The 20632-nt window shown below is 59.9% G+C and carries 17 protein-coding genes; 12 read left to right on the top strand and 5 right to left on the bottom strand.

All coding sequences use genetic code 11. The features are described from left to right. Positions 1–27 precede the first annotated feature (27 nt). From rsmA to ACA055_RS27335, 4 genes are read right to left on the bottom strand one after another with little or no spacing between them, the layout of a single operon-like run. Entirely contained in the window at positions 28–846 is an 819-nt protein-coding gene (gene rsmA, locus ACA055_RS27350; protein WP_497681380.1) for a 16S rRNA (adenine(1518)-N(6)/adenine(1519)-N(6))-dimethyltransferase RsmA, read from the bottom strand. Beyond that, a complete protein-coding gene (pdxA, locus tag ACA055_RS27345; RefSeq protein WP_497681379.1) occupies positions 843–1832 on the bottom strand; it encodes a 4-hydroxythreonine-4-phosphate dehydrogenase PdxA in 990 nt (329 codons plus the stop codon). The genes rsmA and pdxA overlap by 4 nt, the downstream gene beginning before the upstream one ends. After that, a complete protein-coding gene (gene surA, locus ACA055_RS27340) occupies positions 1829–3145 on the bottom strand; it encodes a peptidylprolyl isomerase SurA (RefSeq protein WP_497681378.1) in 1317 nt (438 codons plus the stop codon). Before surA ends, pdxA begins: the two co-directional genes overlap by 4 nt. Next, entirely contained in the window at positions 3126–5924 is a 2799-nt protein-coding gene (locus tag ACA055_RS27335) for an LPS-assembly protein LptD (protein WP_497681377.1), read from the bottom strand. The genes surA and ACA055_RS27335 overlap by 20 nt, the downstream gene beginning before the upstream one ends. Before the next feature lie 130 nt (positions 5925–6054). On the opposite strand from ACA055_RS27335, the gene ACA055_RS27330 reads away from it, so the two are divergent. The 3 genes from ACA055_RS27330 to ACA055_RS27320 are packed head-to-tail and all read left to right on the top strand — an operon-like array spanning position 6055 to position 8511. After that, positions 6055–7074 (top strand): aminoglycoside phosphotransferase family protein, encoded by a 1020-nt coding sequence (locus ACA055_RS27330; RefSeq protein ID WP_497681376.1) that lies wholly within the window; start codon positions 6055–6057, stop codon positions 7072–7074. After that, entirely contained in the window at positions 7071–7742 is a 672-nt protein-coding gene (gene murU, locus ACA055_RS27325; RefSeq protein ID WP_497681375.1) for an N-acetylmuramate alpha-1-phosphate uridylyltransferase MurU, read from the top strand. The genes ACA055_RS27330 and murU overlap by 4 nt, the downstream gene beginning before the upstream one ends. A gap of 1 nt (position 7743) precedes the next feature. Next, positions 7744–8511: a DnaJ domain-containing protein gene (locus ACA055_RS27320; RefSeq protein WP_497681374.1), complete on the top strand. Its 768-nt coding sequence runs from the start codon at positions 7744–7746 to the stop codon at positions 8509–8511. Between the two features lie 150 nt (positions 8512–8661). On the opposite strand, the gene ACA055_RS27315 is transcribed toward ACA055_RS27320, so the two are convergent. Continuing rightward, the gene (locus ACA055_RS27315) at positions 8662–9654 is read right to left on the bottom strand and encodes an alpha/beta hydrolase family protein (RefSeq protein WP_497681373.1); all 993 of its coding nucleotides are present in this window, start codon (positions 9652–9654) and stop codon (positions 8662–8664) included. A 73-nt stretch (positions 9655–9727) separates the two neighbouring features. Between ACA055_RS27315 and ACA055_RS27310 the strand changes: the two genes are divergently transcribed. From ACA055_RS27310 to ACA055_RS27270, 9 genes are all read left to right on the top strand, one after another. Beyond that, positions 9728–12124, top strand: coding sequence for a PAS domain-containing sensor histidine kinase (locus ACA055_RS27310; RefSeq protein ID WP_497681372.1), 2397 nt, complete (start codon positions 9728–9730; stop codon positions 12122–12124). A gap of 90 nt (positions 12125–12214) precedes the next feature. After that, positions 12215–12868 (top strand): response regulator, encoded by a 654-nt coding sequence (locus ACA055_RS27305; protein ID WP_178082239.1) that lies wholly within the window; start codon positions 12215–12217, stop codon positions 12866–12868. A gap of 341 nt (positions 12869–13209) precedes the next feature. Next, entirely contained in the window at positions 13210–14334 is a 1125-nt protein-coding gene (locus tag ACA055_RS27300) for an ABC transporter ATP-binding protein (RefSeq protein ID WP_497681371.1), read from the top strand. Between the two features lie 50 nt (positions 14335–14384). Then, entirely contained in the window at positions 14385–15428 is a 1044-nt protein-coding gene (locus tag ACA055_RS27295; RefSeq protein WP_497681370.1) for an ABC transporter substrate-binding protein, read from the top strand. Between the two features lie 144 nt (positions 15429–15572). After that, on the top strand, positions 15573–16820 hold the full coding sequence (locus ACA055_RS27290) for an ABC transporter permease (RefSeq protein WP_497681369.1): 1248 nt from the start codon (positions 15573–15575) through the stop codon (positions 16818–16820). A 12-nt stretch (positions 16821–16832) separates the two neighbouring features. Next, positions 16833–17657 carry an ABC transporter permease gene (locus ACA055_RS27285; RefSeq protein ID WP_497681368.1) on the top strand — a complete coding sequence of 275 codons (825 nt, stop codon included), beginning with the start codon at positions 16833–16835 and terminating at the stop codon, positions 17655–17657. Positions 17658–17865: 208 nt separating this feature from the next. Next, positions 17866–19014: an iron-containing alcohol dehydrogenase gene (locus ACA055_RS27280; RefSeq protein ID WP_497681367.1), complete on the top strand. Its 1149-nt coding sequence runs from the start codon at positions 17866–17868 to the stop codon at positions 19012–19014. Positions 19015–19094: 80 nt separating this feature from the next. After that, positions 19095–19769 (top strand): ribulose-phosphate 3-epimerase, encoded by a 675-nt coding sequence (gene rpe, locus ACA055_RS27275; protein WP_497681366.1) that lies wholly within the window; start codon positions 19095–19097, stop codon positions 19767–19769. After that, a complete protein-coding gene (locus ACA055_RS27270; RefSeq protein ID WP_497681365.1) occupies positions 19766–20584 on the top strand; it encodes a phosphoglycolate phosphatase in 819 nt (272 codons plus the stop codon). Before rpe ends, ACA055_RS27270 begins: the two co-directional genes overlap by 4 nt. Positions 20585–20632: the final 48 nt, after the last annotated feature.

Below are 20632 nucleotides of genomic sequence, written 5' to 3'. Positions count from 1 at the left end.
GTCCTACCCGATAGCGCTCATCGCCTGTCAGTCTGCAGCAGGCTTGTGTAGGACTTGTTCGCTGAGTTTGTCAGCCAGTCGCACGAAGGCAGCTAGATCTAGCTGTTCGGGACGTAGGCTGCCGTCGACACCGGCGGCTTCGATCTCAGCGTTGCTCAGCAGCAGCTTGAGGGTGTTGCGCAGGGTCTTGCGGCGCTGGTTGAAGGCTTCGCGTACGACGCGTTCCAGCAGCTTGTGATCCTTGGCCGGGTGCGGCAGAACCGCATGGGGCACCAGACGCACGATGGCCGAATCAACTTTCGGCGGCGGATTGAACGCGCCCGGACCAACGTTGAATAGATGCTCAACCCGGCAGTGGTACTGAACCATGATCGACAGGCGACCCCAATCACCGCCGCCAGGACCTGCGGCGAGACGCTGGACCACTTCTTTCTGCAGCATGAAGTGCATGTCGCGAATGATGCTTGCGTTGTGCAGCAGGTGAAAAATCAGCGGCGTAGAGATGTTGTACGGCAGGTTGCCGACTACGCGCAGGCTGTTTGGCGCGGCGTTCAGGCTGTTGAAGTCGAACTTCAGCGCGTCACCTTGATGCAGGTTGAAGTTGCTCTTGCCGGCGAATTGCTGGTTGAGAATCGGGATCAGATCCTTGTCCAGCTCGACCACGTCCAGTTGCGCGCCGCTATTAAGCAGGCCTTCGGTCAGCGCACCCTGACCCGGGCCGATTTCCAGCAGGCGGTCTTCAGGCTTGGCGTGAATGGAGCGCAGGATGCGGTCGATAACGCCGGCATCGTGCAGGAAGTTCTGGCCGAAACGCTTGCGCGCCCGGTGTTGGTAATGCTCGGTCATAAACGGGTCTCGGCCATCTGGTAGGCGGTTTCCAGGGCGACTTGGAGGCTGCCGGTGTCGATTTTACCGCTGCCGGCCAAGTCCAGGGCGGTGCCGTGGTCGACCGATGTGCGGATGATCGGCAAGCCGAGGGTCACGTTGACTGCTGCGCCGAAGCCTTTGTACTTCAGCACGGGCAGGCCCTGGTCGTGGTACATCGCCAGCACTGCGTCGCAGTGCTCCAGATATTTGGGGGTAAACAGAGTGTCGGCGGGCAGGGGGCCGCGAAGGTCCATGCCCTCGCCGCGCAGGCGCTCTAATGTAGGTTCGATGATGTCGATTTCTTCATGGCCCAGGTGTCCGCCTTCACCGGCATGGGGGTTGAGCCCACAGACCAGGATGCGTGGCTGGGCAATGCCGAATTTTTCTTGCAGGTCGGCATGCAGAATTCGCGTGACCCGTTCCAGACGCTCCGGCGTGATTGCATCGGCAATCTCGCGAAGGGGCAGGTGAGTAGTAACCAGTGCCACACGCAAGCCGCGGGTGGCGAGCATCATTACCACCTGTGTGGTGTGAGTGAGGTCGGCGAGAAATTCCGTGTGCCCGGAGAAGGCAATCCCGGATTCATTGATCACGCCTTTGTGCACAGGGGCGGTGATCATGCCGGCAAAATGCCCGTCCAGGCAGCCCTGGCCGGCCCGGGTCAGGGTTTCCAGAACGAAAGCGGCATTGGCTTTGTCCAGTTGCCCGGCGGTGACCTTGGCGTTGAGCGGTGTATCCCAGACATACAGGCTGTTGGCGGGTGCAGGTACATCCGGCCAGCTGACCGGTGTGACCGGCAGCAAATCGACAACCACGCCCAGTTGCGCGGCCCGCTCAAGGAGCAGGTCGCGGCTGGTAATGGCAATCAGGGGATGTGGCTGGGCTTGCGAGGCGAGCAGCAGGCATAAGTCTGGGCCTATGCCGGCCGGTTCACCGGGTGTCAGCGCGAAACGTTTGGGTTTCACTGCGTTGCCTGGTCTGCACCAGGGAGCTTGATTTCTACATACGCTTCGTCACGGATCTGACGCAGCCAGGTTTGCAGCTCTTCGTCGTATTTGCGGTTACGCAAGACGGTCATTGCTTGCTGCTCTCGGGCCTGGGTGGTGCTGTCGGTGGCGCGACGGCCAAGGACTTCCAGAACGTGCCAGCCGTATTGAGTCTGGAACGGCTTGGACAACTGCCCTTGTGGGGTATTGGCCATCACTTCGCGGAACTCGGGAACCAGTGCATTCGGGTCGATCCAGTTCAGGTCGCCACCGTTGAGGGCGGAACCCGGATCCTCCGAGAAGTTTTTCGCCAGTTCGCCGAAGTCTTCGCCCGCTTCGATACGGGTGTAGAGCGACTCGGCCAGGGCCTTGGTTTTTTCTTCGTCGCGGATCGGGCTTGGTTTGACCAGGATGTGACGCACATGCACTTCGTCACGTACCTGGGTCTCACCGCCACGCTTGTCGAGGATCTTCAGAATGATGAAACCGCCCGGCGTGCGCATTGGCTCGGTGATGTCACCGACCGCCATGGTGCTCAGCATGCGATCGAACGGAGGTGGCAGTTGAGCGGCTTTACGCCAGCCCATGTCGCCGCCTTCCAGTGCGGTTTCGCTGGCGGATTTGGCGATTGCCAATTGACCGAAGTCAGCGCCTTGCTTGAGTTGCTGGTAAACCGCGTCTGCCTGTTTGGCGGCATTCTGAATTGCGTCGGAGTTGGCGCTTTCCGGCGTAGGAATCAGGATGTTGGCAAGACGGAATTCTTCGGACAGCTGCATTTTGCCGAGGTCGGAAGCGAGAAAGTTCTTCACTTCTTGCTCGGACACCTGGATGCGCTCGGCCACACGACGCTGACGCACGCGGCTGATGATCATCTCGCGACGAATCTGGTCACGCGCGTCGTCGTAAGACAGACCGTCGCGAGCCAGGGCGGCGCGGAATTGTTCGATCGACATGTTGTTGCGTTGGGCAATAGTGCCGACAGCCTGGTTCAGTTCTTCATCGGTAATTCGGATGCCGGAACGCTCGCCGATCTGCAATTGCAGGTTTTCGACGATCAGACGCTCAAGCACCTGCTGATCCAGCACGCCGGCCGGCGGAACGGCCGACCCGCGTTTGGCGATGGTTTGCTGAACTTCATGAACGCGTTGGTCCAGTTGGCTCTGCATGACCACGTCGTTGTCGACAATGGCCACCACTTTATCGATGGACTGTACCGCAGCGTTGGCCGCGGTACCCAGGAACAGCGCGCCCAGCATCAGCGGGCGCAGACAATCAGAAAGCTTGGTCTTCACGTTCACGATAACCTTGAATGCCTTTGTCGAGGAAGCTCTCTACCTTGGCGCCAGTGAGGCCGCCGAGTCCCTTCAGAACAATTTGTAGGAAGATGCCGTGGTCGCCTTTTTCATTTTCCGGGGCTTCCTGACTGAATTCGTCATAGTCGACCCAGTAACGGTTGATCAGGCGCAGTTTCCAGCAGCAATTGTCGTACTCGAAACCACCGAAGGCTTCCAGGGTACGGTTGCGGTTGTAATCGTACTGCCAGCGGCTGATGGCGTTCCATTGCGGCACGATCGGCCAGATCACCGAGAAGTCGTGCTGTTGGATCTTGTAGTAGTCCTTCACGTAGCCAGGTTGGCCCGGGGTGCCATAGTCACCGCCGCCCACCGACCATTGACCGGTGTTCTGGTCGTAACGGACCTGGTCATTGCGATAGCGATAACCGGCATTGATGACCTTGTTCGGGTTGTCTTCAGGCTGGTAGTGGAACATCGCGCTGCCCGAGCGAGGACTGCGGCTGTCCGGGTCCCAGTTGTAGTCAGCGGTGGCACGCCAGTCGCGGTTGAAGCGGAATTCGTATTCCAGTGCGTATGGAGAAACGTCGGACTGCGCGTCGGTGCGGGTTCTTGCATCGATACCCGGCAGCTGGACTTTGCGATCCTTGAAGTACAAGGCCTGACCGATGCTGATGCGTTGACGTTCGAAGCCGTTCTCTTCGATCCAGCGGTTGGTCACGCCCAGCGACAGTTTGTTCTCGTCACCGACACGGTCGGAGCCAGAGAAACGGTTGTCACGGAACAGGGAAGCATAGTTAAAAGTGTATTCCCCGGTATCGAACACCGGAATGTCTTCCTGGTCTTTCTCTGGTACATAGAGATAGAACAGGCGCGGTTCAAGCGTTTGGCGATAATTCTTGCCGAACCAGGTAGTGTCGCGATCGAAATACAGACCGCTGTCGATGCTTGCAATCGGAACGCCACGGTTCTGGTTGGTGCTGAAGGTGCCGCTGAGTTCGTTCTGTTCCGCTGTCTGCGCGGCAACCTGGCCTTTGCCAATACTGTCCAGATCCAGTTGATACTGCGTGTACTGGTACTTGAGCGATGGCTTCAGGAAACCATAACTCCAGTCCAACGGCAGGCTGACACCTGGTTTGAGATTCAAACGATCACCGGTAGCGCGTGCGAGACCCGTTACGTTGGTATCGAGGCGTGGGGACACGTTACCGTCTTCATCGGTAAAGCTGCCGTTTTTCAGGTCCCGATCAAACCGAACGACTTCTGTTTCATAGTCGAAGTCCAGGCCGCCCGGGTGAGTAGGCAGCTGACCATTGAAGGTAATCTGCGGCAAACGATCGTACGGCGTGATGTTCGATACGGTCGCCAACTGGTAAGCCTGGGCATTGATACGAGCGGTGTAACTGTCGCCGCGGTAGCTGACAGAACCCTGCTGGTTCACGTAGTCGGAACTTTTCACACCAATCTGGTCGCTCTGCAGATCCTGGAAGTAATAAGGATCGCTGATCTTGGTGTAATCGACTTGCGTGAAGACGCGCGAGTCGAGGCCACCCTTGTGCTGCCAGTTGTACATGTAGCGGGTTTTTTCGTAGTCGGTCTGTAGCTTGCGATCGTCGTTCTCGTCATTGAGATACGCCGCACCGAACTGACCCTCGGTGGACTTGGTCAGGTAGCGGAATTCGCCTTCCATCAATAAGCCACGTTTGGCCATGTAACGCGGGTACAACGTGGCATCGTAGTTCGGTGCCAGGTTGAAGTAATACGGTGTGACCAGTAGGAAGCCGGTATCGCTGCCGGTGCCGATGGTCGGCGGCAGGAAGCCGGACTGGCGACGGTCGTCGATCGGGAAATAGATGTACGGCGTGTACAGAACCGGGAAGTCCTTGACCCGCAGCGTGACGTTGGTCGCGGTACCGAAACCGGTGGCCGGGTTCAAGGTGATGTTGTTGCCCTTGAGCTGCCAGGCGTTGCTGTTCGGCTCGCACGTGGTGTACGTGCCATCCTTGAGGCGGATGATCGCGTTCTCGGCACGTTTGGCGTACAGCGCGTTACCGCGGATACGGGATTTGTGCATCACGTATTCAGCGTTGTCGACCTTGGCTTCACCGGTGTCGAGCTGCACGTCGGCGTGGTCGCCCACGATCAGTGCGCCGTTGTCGCGAATGCGCACGTTGCCGCTCAGTTCGCCACGGCTCTCGGCCTGGTAAAGGTTCGCTTCGTCGGCTTCGACCTGCATGCTGCCCTGACGCATGACCACGTCACCGGCGAGGGTCGCGACTTGCTCATCCTGCTTATAGCGGGAGGCCTTGGCGCCGATAAAGGTCGGAGCGTCACTTTTATCCGTCTTGTCATTCATGCCTGGACGAATCGGTTCGATATAGGAACCAGCGCAGTAAGGACCGGTTTCAGCCAATTGCGCGGCAGTGAGGTTCTCGCGCGGAACCCAGTCGAGGTGACTGTAGTCTGCGCTACGGGACTTCAGGCCGCGGCCTTTGGACTCGGTGACCAGCACTGGCTTGGCGTCGGCGTCTTGACTGGAATCGCTGTCGGCCGGAGTCTCGCCGCTCGCACTTACCGCGCCGCCGTCATGGACGGGACGCGGTGGCAGTGCAGCTGCGGGAGATTTTGGCGCACAGTCCCAGGCACCCGAAGCAGAGACTGAGCAGTCATACTGTTCCGCGGCGACCACGAACGAAGTGGCAAGAGGTTGCAGGGCCAGCAGACTGCCGGTCACCAACAACGGAAATTTTTTACGAAACGCGGGGGATTTCAATGCCATCTTATTAGTCCGGGCTTCCTGCGTGCCATCTGCCCGCGGTGTGGGCCGCACGCCTCTCGATGGTCTGAAAAAGATGCTGGATAATAAAGCATGACCCGCTTGACGGCTAGCGCCGTCGGAGACCCTTGCAATGCCTGACCAAGATGTACGTTTGCAACACCTGAAAGTTTGGCTCGATGAGCAGTTGGCAATCCTCTTTGCGGAACAGGGCTGGGGCGCCGTACCCCCGGCCACGTTGACCGCGGCCAGTAGCGACGCCAGTTTTCGGCGCTATTTCCGCTGGGAAGGCGAGGGCAAAAGCTTCGTCGTAATGGACGCGCCACCGCCCCAGGAAAACTGCAAACCCTTCGTGGATATCGCTTTTTTGCTGGCGAAATCCGGAATAAATGTGCCGAAAATTTATGCCGAAGACCTTGAACGCGGTTTTCTTTTGCTCAATGACCTGGGCAACAAGACTTATCTGGACGTGATCGACCGCGAAAATGCCGACGATTTGTTCGAGGATGCGCTGCAAGCGCTGCTGGCTTTTCAGCAATTGCCGATGGTCGCACCGCTGCCGAGTTACGACGTTGCGTTGCTGCGGCGCGAGCTGGAATTGTTCCCCGAGTGGTACGTGAAGCGCGAGTTGGGCATCGAGTTCGATTCGGCTCAGCAGATGCTCTGGCAGCAGGTCACCGACTTGCTGATCGACAGCGCCTTGGCCCAGCCAAAAGTCCTGGTGCATCGCGATTACATGCCGCGCAACCTGATGCTCAGCGAGCCGAATCCCGGTGTGCTGGATTTCCAGGATGCGGTCTATGGTCCCGTGACTTACGACGTGACCTGCCTGTTCAAAGACGCCTTCCTCAGCTGGCCTGAGGAGCGTGTACATGGCTGGCTGGAAGCTTACTGGCAACAAGCAGGCGAACTCGGAATCCCGGTTCAACCCGACTTCGAAGAGTTCCTGCGTGCCAGCGACCTGATGGGGGTGCAGCGTCACCTGAAAGTGATCGGCATCTTCGCCCGTATCTGCCACCGCGACGGCAAGCCGCGTTATCTGGCTGATGTGCCGCGCTTCTTTGCTTATATAGATGCCGTGATCGCCCGCCGTCCTGAACTGGCTGAGCTGGACGTATTGCTGCTAAGTCTGCGTGCTGGAGCGACTGCATGAAGGCGATGATTCTGGCGGCAGGCAAAGGCGAGCGCATGCGCCCGCTGACCCTGACCACGCCAAAACCGCTGGTCCGCGCAGGCGGGGTGCCGCTGATCGAGTATCACCTGCGCGCGCTGGCCGCCGCCGGTTTTACCGAGATCGTGATCAACCATGCCTGGCTCGGCCAGCAGATCGAAGACTATCTGGGCGACGGCTCGCAGTATGGCGTGAGCATTCAGTACTCGCCGGAAGGTGAGCCGCTGGAAACCGGAGGCGGGATTTTCCGGGCGTTGCCGTTGCTGGGTGATGAGGCCTTTGTGGTGGTCAACGGCGACATCTGGACGGATTACGACTTCAGCGTGTTGCATCAGCCCATTGCCGGGTTGGCGCATCTGGTGCTGGCGGACAATCCGGCCCATCACCCGGCCGGGGACTTTCGCCTGGTCGACGGGCAGGTGCGCGACGGTCAAGCGGATACCGCAACCCTGACCTACAGCGGTATCGCCGTGCTGCACCCGCAGCTGTTCGAAGGTTGCTCCGCCGGGGCGTTCAAGCTGGCGCCGTTGCTGCGTACGGCCATGGCTGACGGGCAAGTGTCGGGTGAGCGCTTGAGGGGACAGTGGGTCGATGTTGGCACGCACGAGCGTCTGGCTGAAGTTGAAACCCTGATAGAAGCGAGACGCTGACATGCTGTGGCCAGGGACTCTGATTGGAGCCGGAGCGGGCTTTGCCATAGCCAGCATTCCGGGGGCCATGCTCGGCGCGTTGTTGGGACAGGCGCTGGACCGGCGTTTGAACCTGCAGAGCTGGGCGCACGTGCGGGAAAAACTCGGTGGTCGCTCCGTATTACGCAACGATGAGTTGTTGTTTGTGTTGTTGGGGCGGCTGGCCAAGAGCGATGGGCGAGTGGTGGATGGCCACATTCAGCAGGCCCGTCAGGAAATGCGTTCGTTGGAAATGACTGACTCGGCCCAGCGTCGCGCGATTGCCGCGTTCAATCGCGGCAAGTCGGGGCATGATCGGTTGCGCGGTTACCTTCGGCGCCTGAGTACTCAGCCCTACGCCGCCGAGGGTGTATTGCGCGCCTGTTGGCGGATGGTCTGGGCCGATGGTCGTGCCGGCAACGGTGAGCTTGAGCTGATAGCCCAATGGGGTAAATGGCTGGGCTGGACGTCTCAGCAGGTAAGGGCGTTGGCGAGTGACTATGAACCGCAGAAACGGTCAATGGTCAGCAGTACGGTGACCTATCAGGACGCTCTGCGGCTGTTGGGGGTTTCCGCCACCAGTGAGCCGGCACAAATCAAACGTGCCTACCGACGCCTGCTCAGTCGCCATCACCCGGACAAGATTGCCGGTAGCGGTGCGTCGGCGTTGCAGGTTCGCGAGGCCACCGACAAGACTCGAGAATTGCATAATGCCTACACGTTGATTCGTGAGCGGCGGGATTTTCGGTAGAGCTGTAGAGCGATAGAGTCGTTGTGTTTGTAAAGCCGTCTTCGCGAGCAAGCCCGCTCCCACATTAGATCTTCAGCGGACACAGAATTTGTGTACGACCGAGATCGAATGTGGGAGCGGGCTTGCTCGCGAAGGGAGCAACTCGGTCTATCAGTCCGTCGCAGGCTGAGGACTCAACCACCCACGTACCCGGCGAAACAGCTGTTCTTGCTCCGCTTTGGTATTACCTGGCAATGCCTTGAGTGATACTTGGCTGAACCCCGAAGTCTTCAACCGCTTGCTCGCTTGCAAGCGCGCCAGCGCCAGATTGCGATCCTGCGGCTTATCCATATAAAAGATGTCGGCGGTAGGCAGTTTCAAGGTTGGCGTGAGTTCGACCAGCTCGGGCTTCACCGTAACGGGCGTCTGCGCGGCGACCATCACGAACTTCTCCACTTGCGAGGGCTGTTTCTCGCTCAGATAACGCGCGGCCCAATAAGCACCAGTGCCATGACCCAGCACCACGATGCTGCGAGCGCTTTGCTGTTCGGCATAAGCAATGGCGGCATCGATGCGGGCGAAGATGCGCTCGGCATCGGCTTTGGCCTGTTCATCGGTGGTTTCAGCGATCGCCTTGTCCACCACCTCCGCTTCACCGCCCGCCACCTGCTCGATGGGCGCGGCAGTGGTCGAATCTTTGCTGCCCACGTCGGGAGCGTTTGGCGTTGGCGCCACTTCTGCGACACGTGGCGCTATGGCATCGCTTTGCAGGTCCGGCAAGGTGATACTCAGGCTGCTCCACTCGGCGTCGGGTAATTTACGTCGCAATGGGCCGATTGCTTGCGGCCAGTCAACGGTCTCACCGGCGCCAGGGATGATAATCACCGCACCTTTGGGGTCGGCGGTATTGGCCGGTTTCCACAAGGCCAGAAAGGTATCGGCTCCGGCCTGTAGTTGTTGCTGTTCCTGAGCGGGAATTTTTCGCTCAAGTGCTGCCGCTTCTTCCTGACTACGCTCAAGCAGCGGCTGACGTTCGACCGGCTTTTCTTCTGCTGGTTTTTCCGTGGTGGAAGGTGCCGGGTTGGCCGCCTCGACAGAAAAGGCGCAAGGCAGGATCAGCGACAGGCACAATGCTGGCAGTGCCAGGCGGTAGACAGGGGGCATCGGATATTCCAGGCCAGAAGTTATTCCGGCAGCCTAATGGGTTGGTCAGTATTTGTCAGTGTGTGAGATTTCGATGATGCGTGTTTGCTGCCTGTGGGTTATCGGCTGTTTGTGGTTTCCCTTGATGGGTTGGGCGGCTCCTGCGCCACCGACGCACGTCGCGCCATTGTCCGCGGGCCAGCAACAATGGTTGGCGCAGCATGACGAATTGCGGGTCGGGCTGGTGTTACAGGCGCCCTATGCCCAATACGATCGCCGTTTGCAGCGCCTGTCCGGGGTTAACGTCGAGCTGATGAAATGGGTCGCCAAAGCCCTCAAGGTCGAGCTGAGCTGGCGTAACTTTCCCGACCTCGCGCAACTGGAAGCCGCCGCGCGCGAGGGTGAAATCGACATCGCTCCAGGGCTGATGCAAACCCCAGCAGGGCTGCGTCTTTGGCAGTTTTCCGATCCGTACATGCGGGTGCCGCAACTGGTGGTCAGCGACCAGAAAAGTACCGGCGCAGTCGAGTTGGAAAAACTCGACGGCCAGACCCGCGTCGCCGTGCGCATGCCCAGTGCCACCGCCGATTACCTGCGCGGCAACTATCCGCATTTAAACCTTCAGGGCGTGCCGATCGAACGCCAGGCATTGCAATTGCTGTTGAGCCAGCAGGCCAGTTACGCCGTGGTCGATGAAGCGCAACTGGGGCGGCTGTCCGTCGAACCGGAATTCGCCGGGCTGGTGGTGGTCGGCGACATTGGCCTGCCGCAGTTGCTGCGGGTGGCCACGCGACGGGACTGGCCAGAGCTGGCCGGCATTATCGAAAGCGCGTTGCGGGCGATCCCGCCCAAGGATCTGGAACAACTGCACAACCAATGGCTGCAACCCAAGTACCCACGGCTGACCGAGACCCCGGGATTCTGGCAAAACCTCTGTCTGTTGTTGCTGGTGTTGGCGCTCAGCAGCATGGCCATTGTGTTCTGGCAGCGTCGGCAACAGCACAGTCTGGAGCAACGATTATTGGCGGCTCGGGAAGACATTGCCCTGCGTGCCGCCAGCGAAGAAGCCTTGCGCCTCACGCAGTTTTCCATCGACCAGAGCACCGTCGGCATCCTCTGGGTCAACTGGGACAGCCATGTGCGTTACGCCAACCGCGCGGCAGAAACCATGCTCGGCTATCCGGCGGGCGGAATCATCGATCGGCCGCTGATCGACTTCGAGCCCGGCTTGCACATGGACCGCTGGCTGAACCTGTGGAAGCGCGCCCGGGCCAGCGAAGACGCTCCGCCAAGTTTCGAAACCAACTGTGTGCGGGCCGACGGCAGTATCCTGCCGACGGATGTTTCGCTGAGCTTCTTGCGTTTTCGCGACGGCGAATACCTGGTGGTTTACCTCAATGACGTCACCGAGCGTCGTCGTGCCCTGGCGGCGTTGCAGGAAAGCGAAGCGCGGCTGCAAGGGATTGCAGCCAACGTCCCCGGACTGGTCTTTCGGCTGGAGCGGGCGCCGGTGACAGGTCAGATCGACTTTGCCTACATCAGTGAAGGCAGCGAAAGCCTGGTGGGTTACTCGCCGGCCACCCTGGCCCATCGCGACAAAGGCCTGCGCAGCCTGGTGCATCCCGACGACAAGGCCAGTTATCACCAGACCCAGGATCATGCGCTGGATACTGATAGCGACTGGTCGTGGCAAGGACGGATTCTCACCCGTTCGGGAGAACAGCGCTGGGCCGAGATCAAGGCGATTACCCGCCGGCTCGAAGATGGCGCTTATGTCTGGGACGGGATTGTCTGGGACATCAGCGAGAGCAAACGCATCGAGCTGGAACTCGCCAGCTCCCGGGAGCAACTGCGTGAGCTGTCCGCCCACCTGGAGAGCGTGCGGGAAGAGGAAAAGGCCCGCATTGCCCGGGAAGTTCATGACGAGCTGGGGCAGATGTTGACCGTGTTGAAGCTTGAAACGTCCATGTGCGAACTGGCCTACGCCCAACTTGATCCCGGCCTCAACGAACGCCTGAACAGCATGAAGCGTTTGATCGCCCAACTGTTTCAACTGGTGCGTGATGTGGCGACGGCGTTGCGACCCCCGATTCTGGATGCCGGGATTGCCTCGGCCATCGAATGGCAAGCCCGCCGATTCGAGGCGCGCACGCAGATTCCGTGTCTGGTGCAGGTGCCGGAGAACTTGCCGGTACTCAGTGATGCCAAGGCGATTGGCTTGTTCCGGATTCTTCAGGAGGCGCTGACCAATGTCATGCGCCATGCCCAGGCGCATACTGTGGAACTGACACTGGCCCTTGAGGGCGACGAGTTGTGTCTGACGGTTAGCGATGATGGCGTAGGATTTATCGCTCCCACCGGTAGGTCGACATCCTTTGGTGTGGTCGGCATGCGTGAGCGGGTGTTGATCATGGGGGGCGAATTGTCGCTTGAGAGTGAGCCGGGGGAGGGCACGACCCTGATTGTGCGAGTGCCGTTGGATGGGGCCTGAGGGTTTAAGTTGTTTGAACTGGCGCCTTCGCGGGCAAGCCCGCTCCCACATTTGATCACGGTCTAAAAGTGGGAGCGGGTTTGCTCGCGAATGATCTTGAATCTGGAGAAGAACGTGATCCGTGTACTGGTAGCCGAAGACCACACCATCGTCCGTGAAGGCATCAAGCAACTGATTGGCCTGGCCAAGGATTTGCTGGTGGTGGGGGAGGCCAGCAATGGCGAACAGTTGCTCGAGACCTTGCGTCATGTGCCTTGCGAGGTGGTGTTGCTGGATATCTCTATGCCGGGGGTCAATGGCCTGGAGGCCATTCCGCGGATTCGCGCCCTGAACAATCCGCCGGCGATTCTGGTGCTGTCGATGCACGACGAAGCACAAATGGCTGCCCGGGCGTTGAAGGTCGGTGCCGCTGGCTACGCGACCAAGGACAGCGATCCGGCGCTGCTGCTGACGGCCATCCGCAAAGTCGCGGCGGGCGGGCGTTACATCGATCCGGACCTGGCCGACCGCATGGTCTTCGAAGTCGGCCTGACCGATTCGCGACCGTTGCACTCATTGCTGTCGGAGCGTGAGTTCTCGGTGTTCGAACGCCTGGCCCAGGGAGCGAATGTCAACGACATCGCCCAGCAACTGGCCTTGAGCAGCAAAACCATCAGCACTCACAAAGCGCGGTTGATGCAGAAACTCAACATCACCTCCCTGGCTGAGCTGGTGAAATACGCCATGGAACACAAACTGCTCTGATACACCCCGAATCAATTGTGGGAGCGGGCTTGCTCGCGAAGGCGGCGTTACATTCAGTGCATATGTCGACTGACACACTGCATTCGCGAGCAAGCCCGCTCCCACAGGATCGCGGTGGCATATCTATTTGCGACATCCCCCAGCATCGCATTTACCCGTTCTTGCGGCTCGAAACCAGCCGATTGCCGCTGCCCCTATCCATCCCCGCCATCCTTGTAGGGCAATCCCTACCCCCAGCCTTCCATCCCGCTGAGGCGATTCTCTCCTGCACCCCGATTTGCGTGGTCACCAGCGTCCACTAGGCTTAGTCCACAGCAGTCATCAACAACAAAGGTGTGGGTATGAGCCAGGTCGATTCAAGCGCAGGGGCCAGTGACATTCTGGTCAGCTTTCGTGGAGTGCAAAAAAGCTACGACGGCGAGAACCTGATCGTCAAAGACCTCAACCTGGATATTCGCAAAGGCGAATTCCTCACTTTGCTGGGGCCGTCCGGCTCCGGCAAAACCACCAGTCTGATGATGCTCGCCGGTTTCGAAACTCCGACCGCAGGCGAAATCCTGCTGGCCGGGCGCTCCATCAATAACGTGCCGCCGCACAAGCGCGACATCGGCATGGTGTTTCAGAACTACGCGTTGTTCCCGCACATGACGGTCGCCGAGAACCTCGCGTTCCCGCTGACCGTGCGCGGCTTGAACAAGAGCGACGTCAGTGACAGGGTCAAGCGTGTCCTGAGCATGGTTCAGCTCGACACCTTCGCCCAGCGTTATCCGGCACAACTGTCCGGCGGTCAGCAGCAACGCGTGGCCCTGGCCAGAGCGTTGGTGTTCGAGCCGCAACTGGTGCTGATGGACGAACCCCTCGGCGCACTGGACAAGCAACTGCGCGAACACATGCAGATGGAGATCAAGCATCTGCACCAGCGCCTGGGCGTGACCGTGGTCTACGTAACCCACGACCAGGGCGAAGCCCTGACCATGTCCGACCGTGTGGCGGTGTTCCACCAGGGCGAAATCCAGCAGATCGCCCCGCCGCGCACCCTCTACGAAGAACCGAAAAACACCTTCGTCGCCAACTTCATCGGCGAGAACAACCGCCTCAATGGCCGCTTGCACAGCCACACCGGCGACCGCTGCGTGGTTGAACTCGGTCGCGGGGAAAAGGTTGAAGCCTTGGCCGTCAACGTCGGCAAGACCGGCGAACCGGTCACGCTGTCGATTCGCCCCGAGCGCATCAGCCTCAACGGTTCCAGCGAGTCCTGCGTCAACCGCTTCTCAGGGAGGGTGGCGGAATTCATCTATCTGGGCGACCACGTCCGGGTTCGCCTGGAAGTCTGCGGCAAGACCGACTTCTTTGTGAAACAACCGATTGCCGAGCTCGATCCCGCGCTGGCAGTCGGCGACGTGGTACCGCTTGGCTGGCAGGTCGAACACGTTCGCGCGCTCGACCCACTTCTAGAGGCGCATTGATCGCCCCCCTGCTTCAACAACACCAACCCTGCACGTGGAGAGAACAATAAATGTTGAGATCCCTGAAATTCACCGCTTTGGTCATGGGCATGATCGGTGCGGCACACGCGATGGCGGCGGGCCCGGACCTGACCGTGGTGTCCTTTGGCGGGGCGAACAAGGCGGCGCAGGTCAAAGCCTTCTACGCACCGTGGGAAGCGGCAGGCAACGGCAAGATCGTGGCGGGCGAGTACAACGGCGAAATGGCCAAGGTCAAAGCCATGGTCGACACCAAGAGCGTGTCCTGGGACCTGGTGGAAGTTGAATCGCCGGAACTGTCCCGTGGTTGCGACGAAGACATGTTCGAGCAACTCGACCCTGCGCTGTTTGGCAAATCTGAAGACTACGTCAAAGGCGCTATCCAGCCATGCGGCGTGGGCTTCTTCGTGTGGTCGACCGTGCTGGCATACAACGCCGACAAGCTGAAAAGCGCACCGACCAGTTGGGTAGATTTCTGGGACACCAAGAAATTCCCGGGCAAACGCGGCCTGCGTAAAGGCGCGAAGTACACCCTGGAATTCGCTCTGATGGCCGACGGCGTTGCGCCAAAAGACGTCTACAAAGTGCTGGCCGGCAAAGACGGTCAGGACCGCGCGTTCAAGAAACTCGATGAACTCAAGCCAAGCATCCAGTGGTGGGAAGCCGGCGCACAACCGCCGCAGTACCTTGCTTCCGGTGACGTGGTCATGAGCTCCGCCTATAACGGTCGGATCGCTGCGGTACAGAAAGAAAGTAACCTGAAAGTCGTGTGGAATGGCGGTATCTACGACTTCGACGCATGGGCCATTCCAAGAGGTCTGGACAAGGCGCGGGCTGAAGCGGCGAAGAAATTCATCGCCTTCTCGGTACAGCCCCAACAGCAGAAGACCTATTCGGAAAACATCGCCTACGGCCCGGCCAACATCCAGGCTGTACCGTTGCTGAACAAGGATGTCTTGAAGGACATGCCGACCACCCCGGAAAACATCGCCAACCAGGTGCAGATCGACGTCAGCTTCTGGGCTGACAACGGCGAGCAATTGGAGCAGCGCTTCAATTCCTGGGCAGCAAAATAAGCTGACCCATGTGGGAGCGGGCTTGCTCGCGAAGGCGTCTTCACATCCAACATTGATGCTGACTGACACACCGCTTTCGCGAGCAAACCCGCTCCCACATCAGAGTTGTGTGAATTTAACGATCAAAGATTTCCGGAGTACGTCATGGCTATCGCCGTTCCCCTGAACGCGGGCACCGACCCCACCTTGAAGCAGCGGCTCAAGCACGCCGAGCGGATCAACCGCTGGAAAGCTCAAGCCTTGATTGCGCCTTTGGTGCTGTTTCTGTTGCTGGTGTTTCTGGTGCCGATCGTGGCGCTGCTCTACAAAAGCGTGGGTAACCCGGAAGTGGTCGGCGGCATGCCGCGCACCGTGGCCGCCATCGCCAGTTGGGACGGCCGCGGCCTGCCCGCTGAGCCGGTTTACAAGGCAGCCAGCGAAGACCTCGCCGAAGCCCGCAAGAATCAGACCTTGGGCGACCTGTCCAAGCGCTTGAACATGGAGTTGGCCGGCTACCGCAGCCTGCTGACCAAAACAGCACGCGCCCTGCCGTTCGCCACTGAACCGGCCTCTTATAAAGAAGCGTTGGAAGCGCTCGACGAGCGCTGGGGTGACCCGGCCTATTGGCAAGCCGTGCGCCGCAACACCAGCAGCATCACACCGTACTACCTGCTGGCGGCCGTCGATCATCGCATCGACGACCTCGGCGAAGTCGCCCCGGCCACGCCGGATCAGGCAATCTACCTCGACATATTCGCCCGGACCTTCTGGATGGGCCTGATCATCACCGTGATCTGCCTGGTGCTGGCGTATCCGCTGGCCTACCTGCTGGCGAACCTGCCATCCCGCCAGAGCAACCTGCTGATGATTCTGGTGCTGCTGCCGTTCTGGACGTCGATCCTGGTGCGAGTCGCCGCGTGGATCGTGCTGCTGCAATCGGGCGGGTTGATCAACAGCGGCTTGATGGCCATGGGCATCATCGATAAACCGCTGGAGCTGGTGTTCAACCGCACCGGGGTCTACATCTCGATGGTGCACATCCTTCTGCCGTTCATGATCCTGCCGATCTACAGCGTGATGAAAGGCATCTCGCCGACCTACATGCGCGCCGCGATTTCCCTCGGCTGTCACCCGTTCGCCAGTTTCTGGCGGGTGTACTTCCCGCAGACCTATGCCGGTGTCGGCGCCGGTTGCCTGTTGGTGTTCATCCTCGCCATCGGCTACTACATCACCCCGGCCTTGCTGGGCAGCCCGAACGATCAGATGGTCAGTTACTTCGTCGCCTTCTACACCAACACCAGCATCAACTGGGGCATGGCGACCGCACTCGGTGGGCTGCTGCTGTTGGCGACCGTGGTGCTTTATCTGATTTACAGCTGGCTGGTGGGCGCCAGTCGCCTGCGCCTGAGCTAAGGGGAGAACGAAATGCTGAGTCCTTATATGTCGCCCATCGAACGGGTGTGGTTCTACAGCTTGCGGATTCTCTGCGGCTTGATTTTGTTGTTCCTGATTCTGCCGGTGCTGGTGATTATCCCGCTGTCGTTCAACTCCGGCAGTTTCCTGGTGTACCCGCTGCAAGGGTTCTCGCTGCAGTGGTATCACGATTTCTTCACGTCGGCGGAGTGGATGCGGGCGTTGAAGAACAGCATCATCGTCGCTCCGGCGGCCACGGTGCTGGCGATGATTTTCGGTACGCTGGCGGCGATTGGCCTGACCCGCGGTGACTTTCCCGGCAAGGCGCTGGTGATGGCCCTGGTGATTTCGCCGATGGTGGTGCCGGTGGTGATTATCGGTGTGGCCAGTTACCTGTTCTTTGCCCCATTGGGCCTGGGCAACAGCTTTTTCTCGCTGATCGTGGTGCATGCGGTGCTGGGTGTGCCGTTTGTGATCATCACCGTGTCGGCGACATTGCAGGGGTTTAACCATAATCTGGTGCGCGCTGCGGCAAGCCTGGGTGCATCGCCGCTGACTGCGTTTCGCCGGGTGACCTTGCCGTTGATCGCGCCGGGCGTGATTTCCGGTGCGCTGTTCGCGTTCGCCACCTCGTTCGATGAAGTGGTGGTGACGCTGTTCCTCGCCGGTCCCGAACAAGCGACGTTGCCACGGCAGATGTTCAGCGGCATACGCGAAAACCTCAGCCCGACCATCGCCGCCGCCGCGACACTGCTGATCGCCTTCTCGGTGATCCTGTTGCTGACCCTGGAATGGCTGCGTGGCCGCAGCGAGAAACTGCGTACCGCTCAGGTCTGAATCTACACGCGGTAAAAATGTGGGAGCGGCTTGCTCGCGAAGGGGCCGTGTCAGTCAACATCGATGTCGACTGACACGGCTCCTTCGCGAGCAAGCCCGCTCCCACGATTGTTTGGAATCGCCGGTCATTCACAGCCTGAATAGCAGACAAACCCCAAACCCCAGCTACTATTGTGCCCAGCTCCCCTATCTATAAGAGGCCGCGCACATGAGTCTTTCCTCTTTCAAAATCGCTCACAAACTGATCACCGGCGCAGGTGCCATCGAGCAACTGGCGGCTGAGCTGACGCGCCTCGATATCGACAACCCGCTGATCGTCACCGATGCCGCACTGGTCAAGTCCGGCACGGTAGAGCTGGCGCTGGCGCAGTTGGGGGATCGCAGCTACGAGATTTTCGACCGGGTGTTGCCGGACCCGGAAATCGCCATCGTCGAAGACTGCATGCGGGTTTACCGCGAGGGCGGGCATGACGGGCTGATCGGTCTGGGCGGCGGCAGCGCTATCGACATTGCCAAAAGCGTGGCCGCTTATGCCGGTTACCACGGTGCGCTGGAAGATTTGTTCGGCATCGATCAGGTGCCACGCAAAGGCCCGCCGCTGATCGCCATCCCGACCACCGCTGGCACCGGCTCGGAAGTTACCAACGTGGCGATCCTCTCCGACAAGGTTGCACAACTGAAGAAAGGCATCGTCAGCGACTATCTATTGCCAGACGTGGCGCTGGTCAGCCCGCAAATGACCCTGACCTGCCCGCGCAGCGTCACCGCTGCCAGTGGCGTCGATGCGCTGGTGCATGCCATCGAATCCTACCTGTCGGTCAACGCCTCGCCGATCACCGACTCCCTGGCCATCGGCGCCATCAAGCTGATCGCCAAGGCATTGCCCAAGGCCTACGCCAATCCCTCCAATCTGCAGGCCCGCGAAGATATGGCCACCGCCAGCCTGATGGCCGGCATGGCGTTCGGCAATGCCGGCGTCGGCGCGGTGCATGCGCTGGCGTATCCGTTGGGCGGGCGTTTCAACATCGCCCATGGTGTGAGCAACGCCTTGCTGCTGCCGTATGTCATGACCTGGAACAAGATGGCCTGCGTCGAGCGGATGCAGGATATTGCCGAAGCCATGGGCGTGAAGACCGCTCATCTGAGCGCCAATGAGGCGGCCGACAAAGCCGTGGAAGCCATGACCGAACTGTGCGCTGCGGTGGAAATCCCATCGGGCCTGCGCAGCTTCGGCGTTCCCGAGGATGCGATCCCTGCCATGGCCGTGGAAGCCGCAGGCATCGAGCGCCTGATGCGCAACAATCCGCGCCAGTTGAGCGCCGTCGATATCGAGAAGATCTACCGAGCGGCCTACTGATCATCGCAGTCACGTCGCGCGGGTCAAAGCATGAGGTATACAATGCGCGCCATCGTGATTCTGCTCAGAAAAGGTGCGTGATGCAGCCCTTCGTAATTGCTCCGTCGATTCTCTCCGCCGACTTCGCCCGCCTGGGTGAAGAAGTGGACAATGTCCTGGCCGCTGGCGCCGACTTCGTGCACTTCGATGTCATGGATAACCATTACGTGCCGAACCTGACCATCGGCCCGATGGTTTGCGCGGCCCTGCGCAAGTACGGCGTGACCGCGCCGATCGATGCACACCTGATGGTCAGCCCGGTGGACCGCATCGTCGCTGACTTCATCGAGGCCGGTGCGACCTACATCACCTTCCACCCGGAAGCCACGCAGCACGTTGACCGTTCGCTGCAACTGATCCGCGAAGGCGGCTGCAAGTCGGGGTTGGTGTTCAACCCGGCGACCCCGCTGGACGTGCTCAAATACGTCATGGACAAGGTCGACATGATCCTGTTGATGAGCGTCAACCCCGGCTTCGGCGGGCAGAAGTTCATCCCCGGCACCCTCGATAAGCTGCGTGAAGCGCGGGCGCTGATCGATGCTTCCGGCCGAGACATCCGCCTGGAAATCGACGGCGGCGTGAACGTGAACAACATTCGTGAAATCGCTGCCGCGGGCGCCGACACCTTCGTCGCCGGCTCGGCGATCTTCAATGCACCGAACTACCAAGAGGTGATTGAAAAGATGCGTTCCGAACTGGCATTGGCTCGCCCATGAGTGGCTTTGAGCAGCTGTTCCCGGGGCGTCTGCCGCGGCTGGTGATGTTCGATCTTGATGGCACGCTGATCGATTCGGTCCCCGACCTCGCAGCGGCTGTGGATAACATGTTGCTCAAACTCGGCCGCGTACCCGCGGGCATCGAGTCGGTGCGCGAATGGGTCGGCAACGGCGCGCCGGTGCTGGTGCGCCGCGCGCTGGCCGGCGGCATCGACCATTCGACAGTCGATGACGGTGAAGCCGAAGGCGCGCTGGAGATTTTCATGGAGGCCTACAGTCAGAGCCATGATCTGACCGTGGTTTACCCCGGCGTGCGCGACACGCTGAAATGGCTGCACAAGCAGGGCGTCGAGATGGCGCTGATCACCAACAAGCCGGAGCGCTTCGTCGCGCCGCTGCTGGATCAGATGAAGATCGGCCGCTACTTCAAATGGATTATCGGTGGCGACACCCTGCCACAGAAAAAACCTGACCCGGCTGCGCTGTTTTTCGTGATGAAAATGGCCAACATTCCTGCATCGCAATCGTTGTTCGTCGGCGATTCGCGCAGCGACGTGCAGGCGGCGAAAGCGGCGGGGGTCAAGTGCGTCGCCCTCAGTTATGGTTACAACCATGGTCGACCTATCGCCGAGGAATCGCCGACGCTGGTGATCGACGATCTGCGCAAACTAATTCCCGGTTGCCTGGATCCGGCCGCTGAGATAACGTTGCCCGACGCTGTTCAACCCCCTTCTGGAAACGCCATCGTGGTGGTCACTCGCAAACTCTGGATGAAAGTCATCAAGGCCCTGGCCCGCTGGCGTTGGCGCGCCTGACTTGATCCTGGCCGGCGTACCGGCGCGTTTGCATACCTGACTGTTAGA

Source organism: Pseudomonas sp. LBUM1657 (genome assembly GCF_059716075.1).
Note: the sequence above shows the minus strand (reverse complement) of the source record. Positions and strands in the feature narration are given on the sequence as shown.

Bases quoted from the DNA above. Each gene is read 5' to 3' on its own strand.
- rsmA (WP_497681380.1), bottom strand. From the start codon at position 846: ATGACCGAGCATTACCAACACCGGGCGCGCAAGCGTTTCGGCCAGAAC.
- ACA055_RS27335 (WP_497681377.1), bottom strand. From the start codon at position 5,924: ATGGCATTGAAATCCCCCGCGTTTCGTAAAAAATTTCCGTTGTTGGTG.
- ACA055_RS27330 (WP_497681376.1), top strand. From the start codon at position 6,055: ATGCCTGACCAAGATGTACGTTTGCAACACCTGAAAGTTTGGCTCGAT.
- murU (WP_497681375.1), top strand. From the start codon at position 7,071: ATGAAGGCGATGATTCTGGCGGCAGGCAAAGGCGAGCGCATGCGCCCG.
- ACA055_RS27320 (WP_497681374.1), top strand. From the start codon at position 7,744: ATGCTGTGGCCAGGGACTCTGATTGGAGCCGGAGCGGGCTTTGCCATA.
- ACA055_RS27315 (WP_497681373.1), bottom strand. From the start codon at position 9,654: ATGCCCCCTGTCTACCGCCTGGCACTGCCAGCATTGTGCCTGTCGCTG.
- ACA055_RS27310 (WP_497681372.1), top strand. From the start codon at position 9,728: ATGATGCGTGTTTGCTGCCTGTGGGTTATCGGCTGTTTGTGGTTTCCC.
- ACA055_RS27305 (WP_178082239.1), top strand. From the start codon at position 12,215: ATGATCTTGAATCTGGAGAAGAACGTGATCCGTGTACTGGTAGCCGAA.
- ACA055_RS27300 (WP_497681371.1), top strand. From the start codon at position 13,210: ATGAGCCAGGTCGATTCAAGCGCAGGGGCCAGTGACATTCTGGTCAGC.
- ACA055_RS27295 (WP_497681370.1), top strand. From the start codon at position 14,385: ATGTTGAGATCCCTGAAATTCACCGCTTTGGTCATGGGCATGATCGGT.
- ACA055_RS27290 (WP_497681369.1), top strand. From the start codon at position 15,573: ATGGCTATCGCCGTTCCCCTGAACGCGGGCACCGACCCCACCTTGAAG.
- ACA055_RS27285 (WP_497681368.1), top strand. From the start codon at position 16,833: ATGCTGAGTCCTTATATGTCGCCCATCGAACGGGTGTGGTTCTACAGC.
- ACA055_RS27280 (WP_497681367.1), top strand. From the start codon at position 17,866: ATGAGTCTTTCCTCTTTCAAAATCGCTCACAAACTGATCACCGGCGCA.
- rpe (WP_497681366.1), top strand. From the start codon at position 19,095: ATGCAGCCCTTCGTAATTGCTCCGTCGATTCTCTCCGCCGACTTCGCC.
- ACA055_RS27270 (WP_497681365.1), top strand. From the start codon at position 19,766: ATGAGTGGCTTTGAGCAGCTGTTCCCGGGGCGTCTGCCGCGGCTGGTG.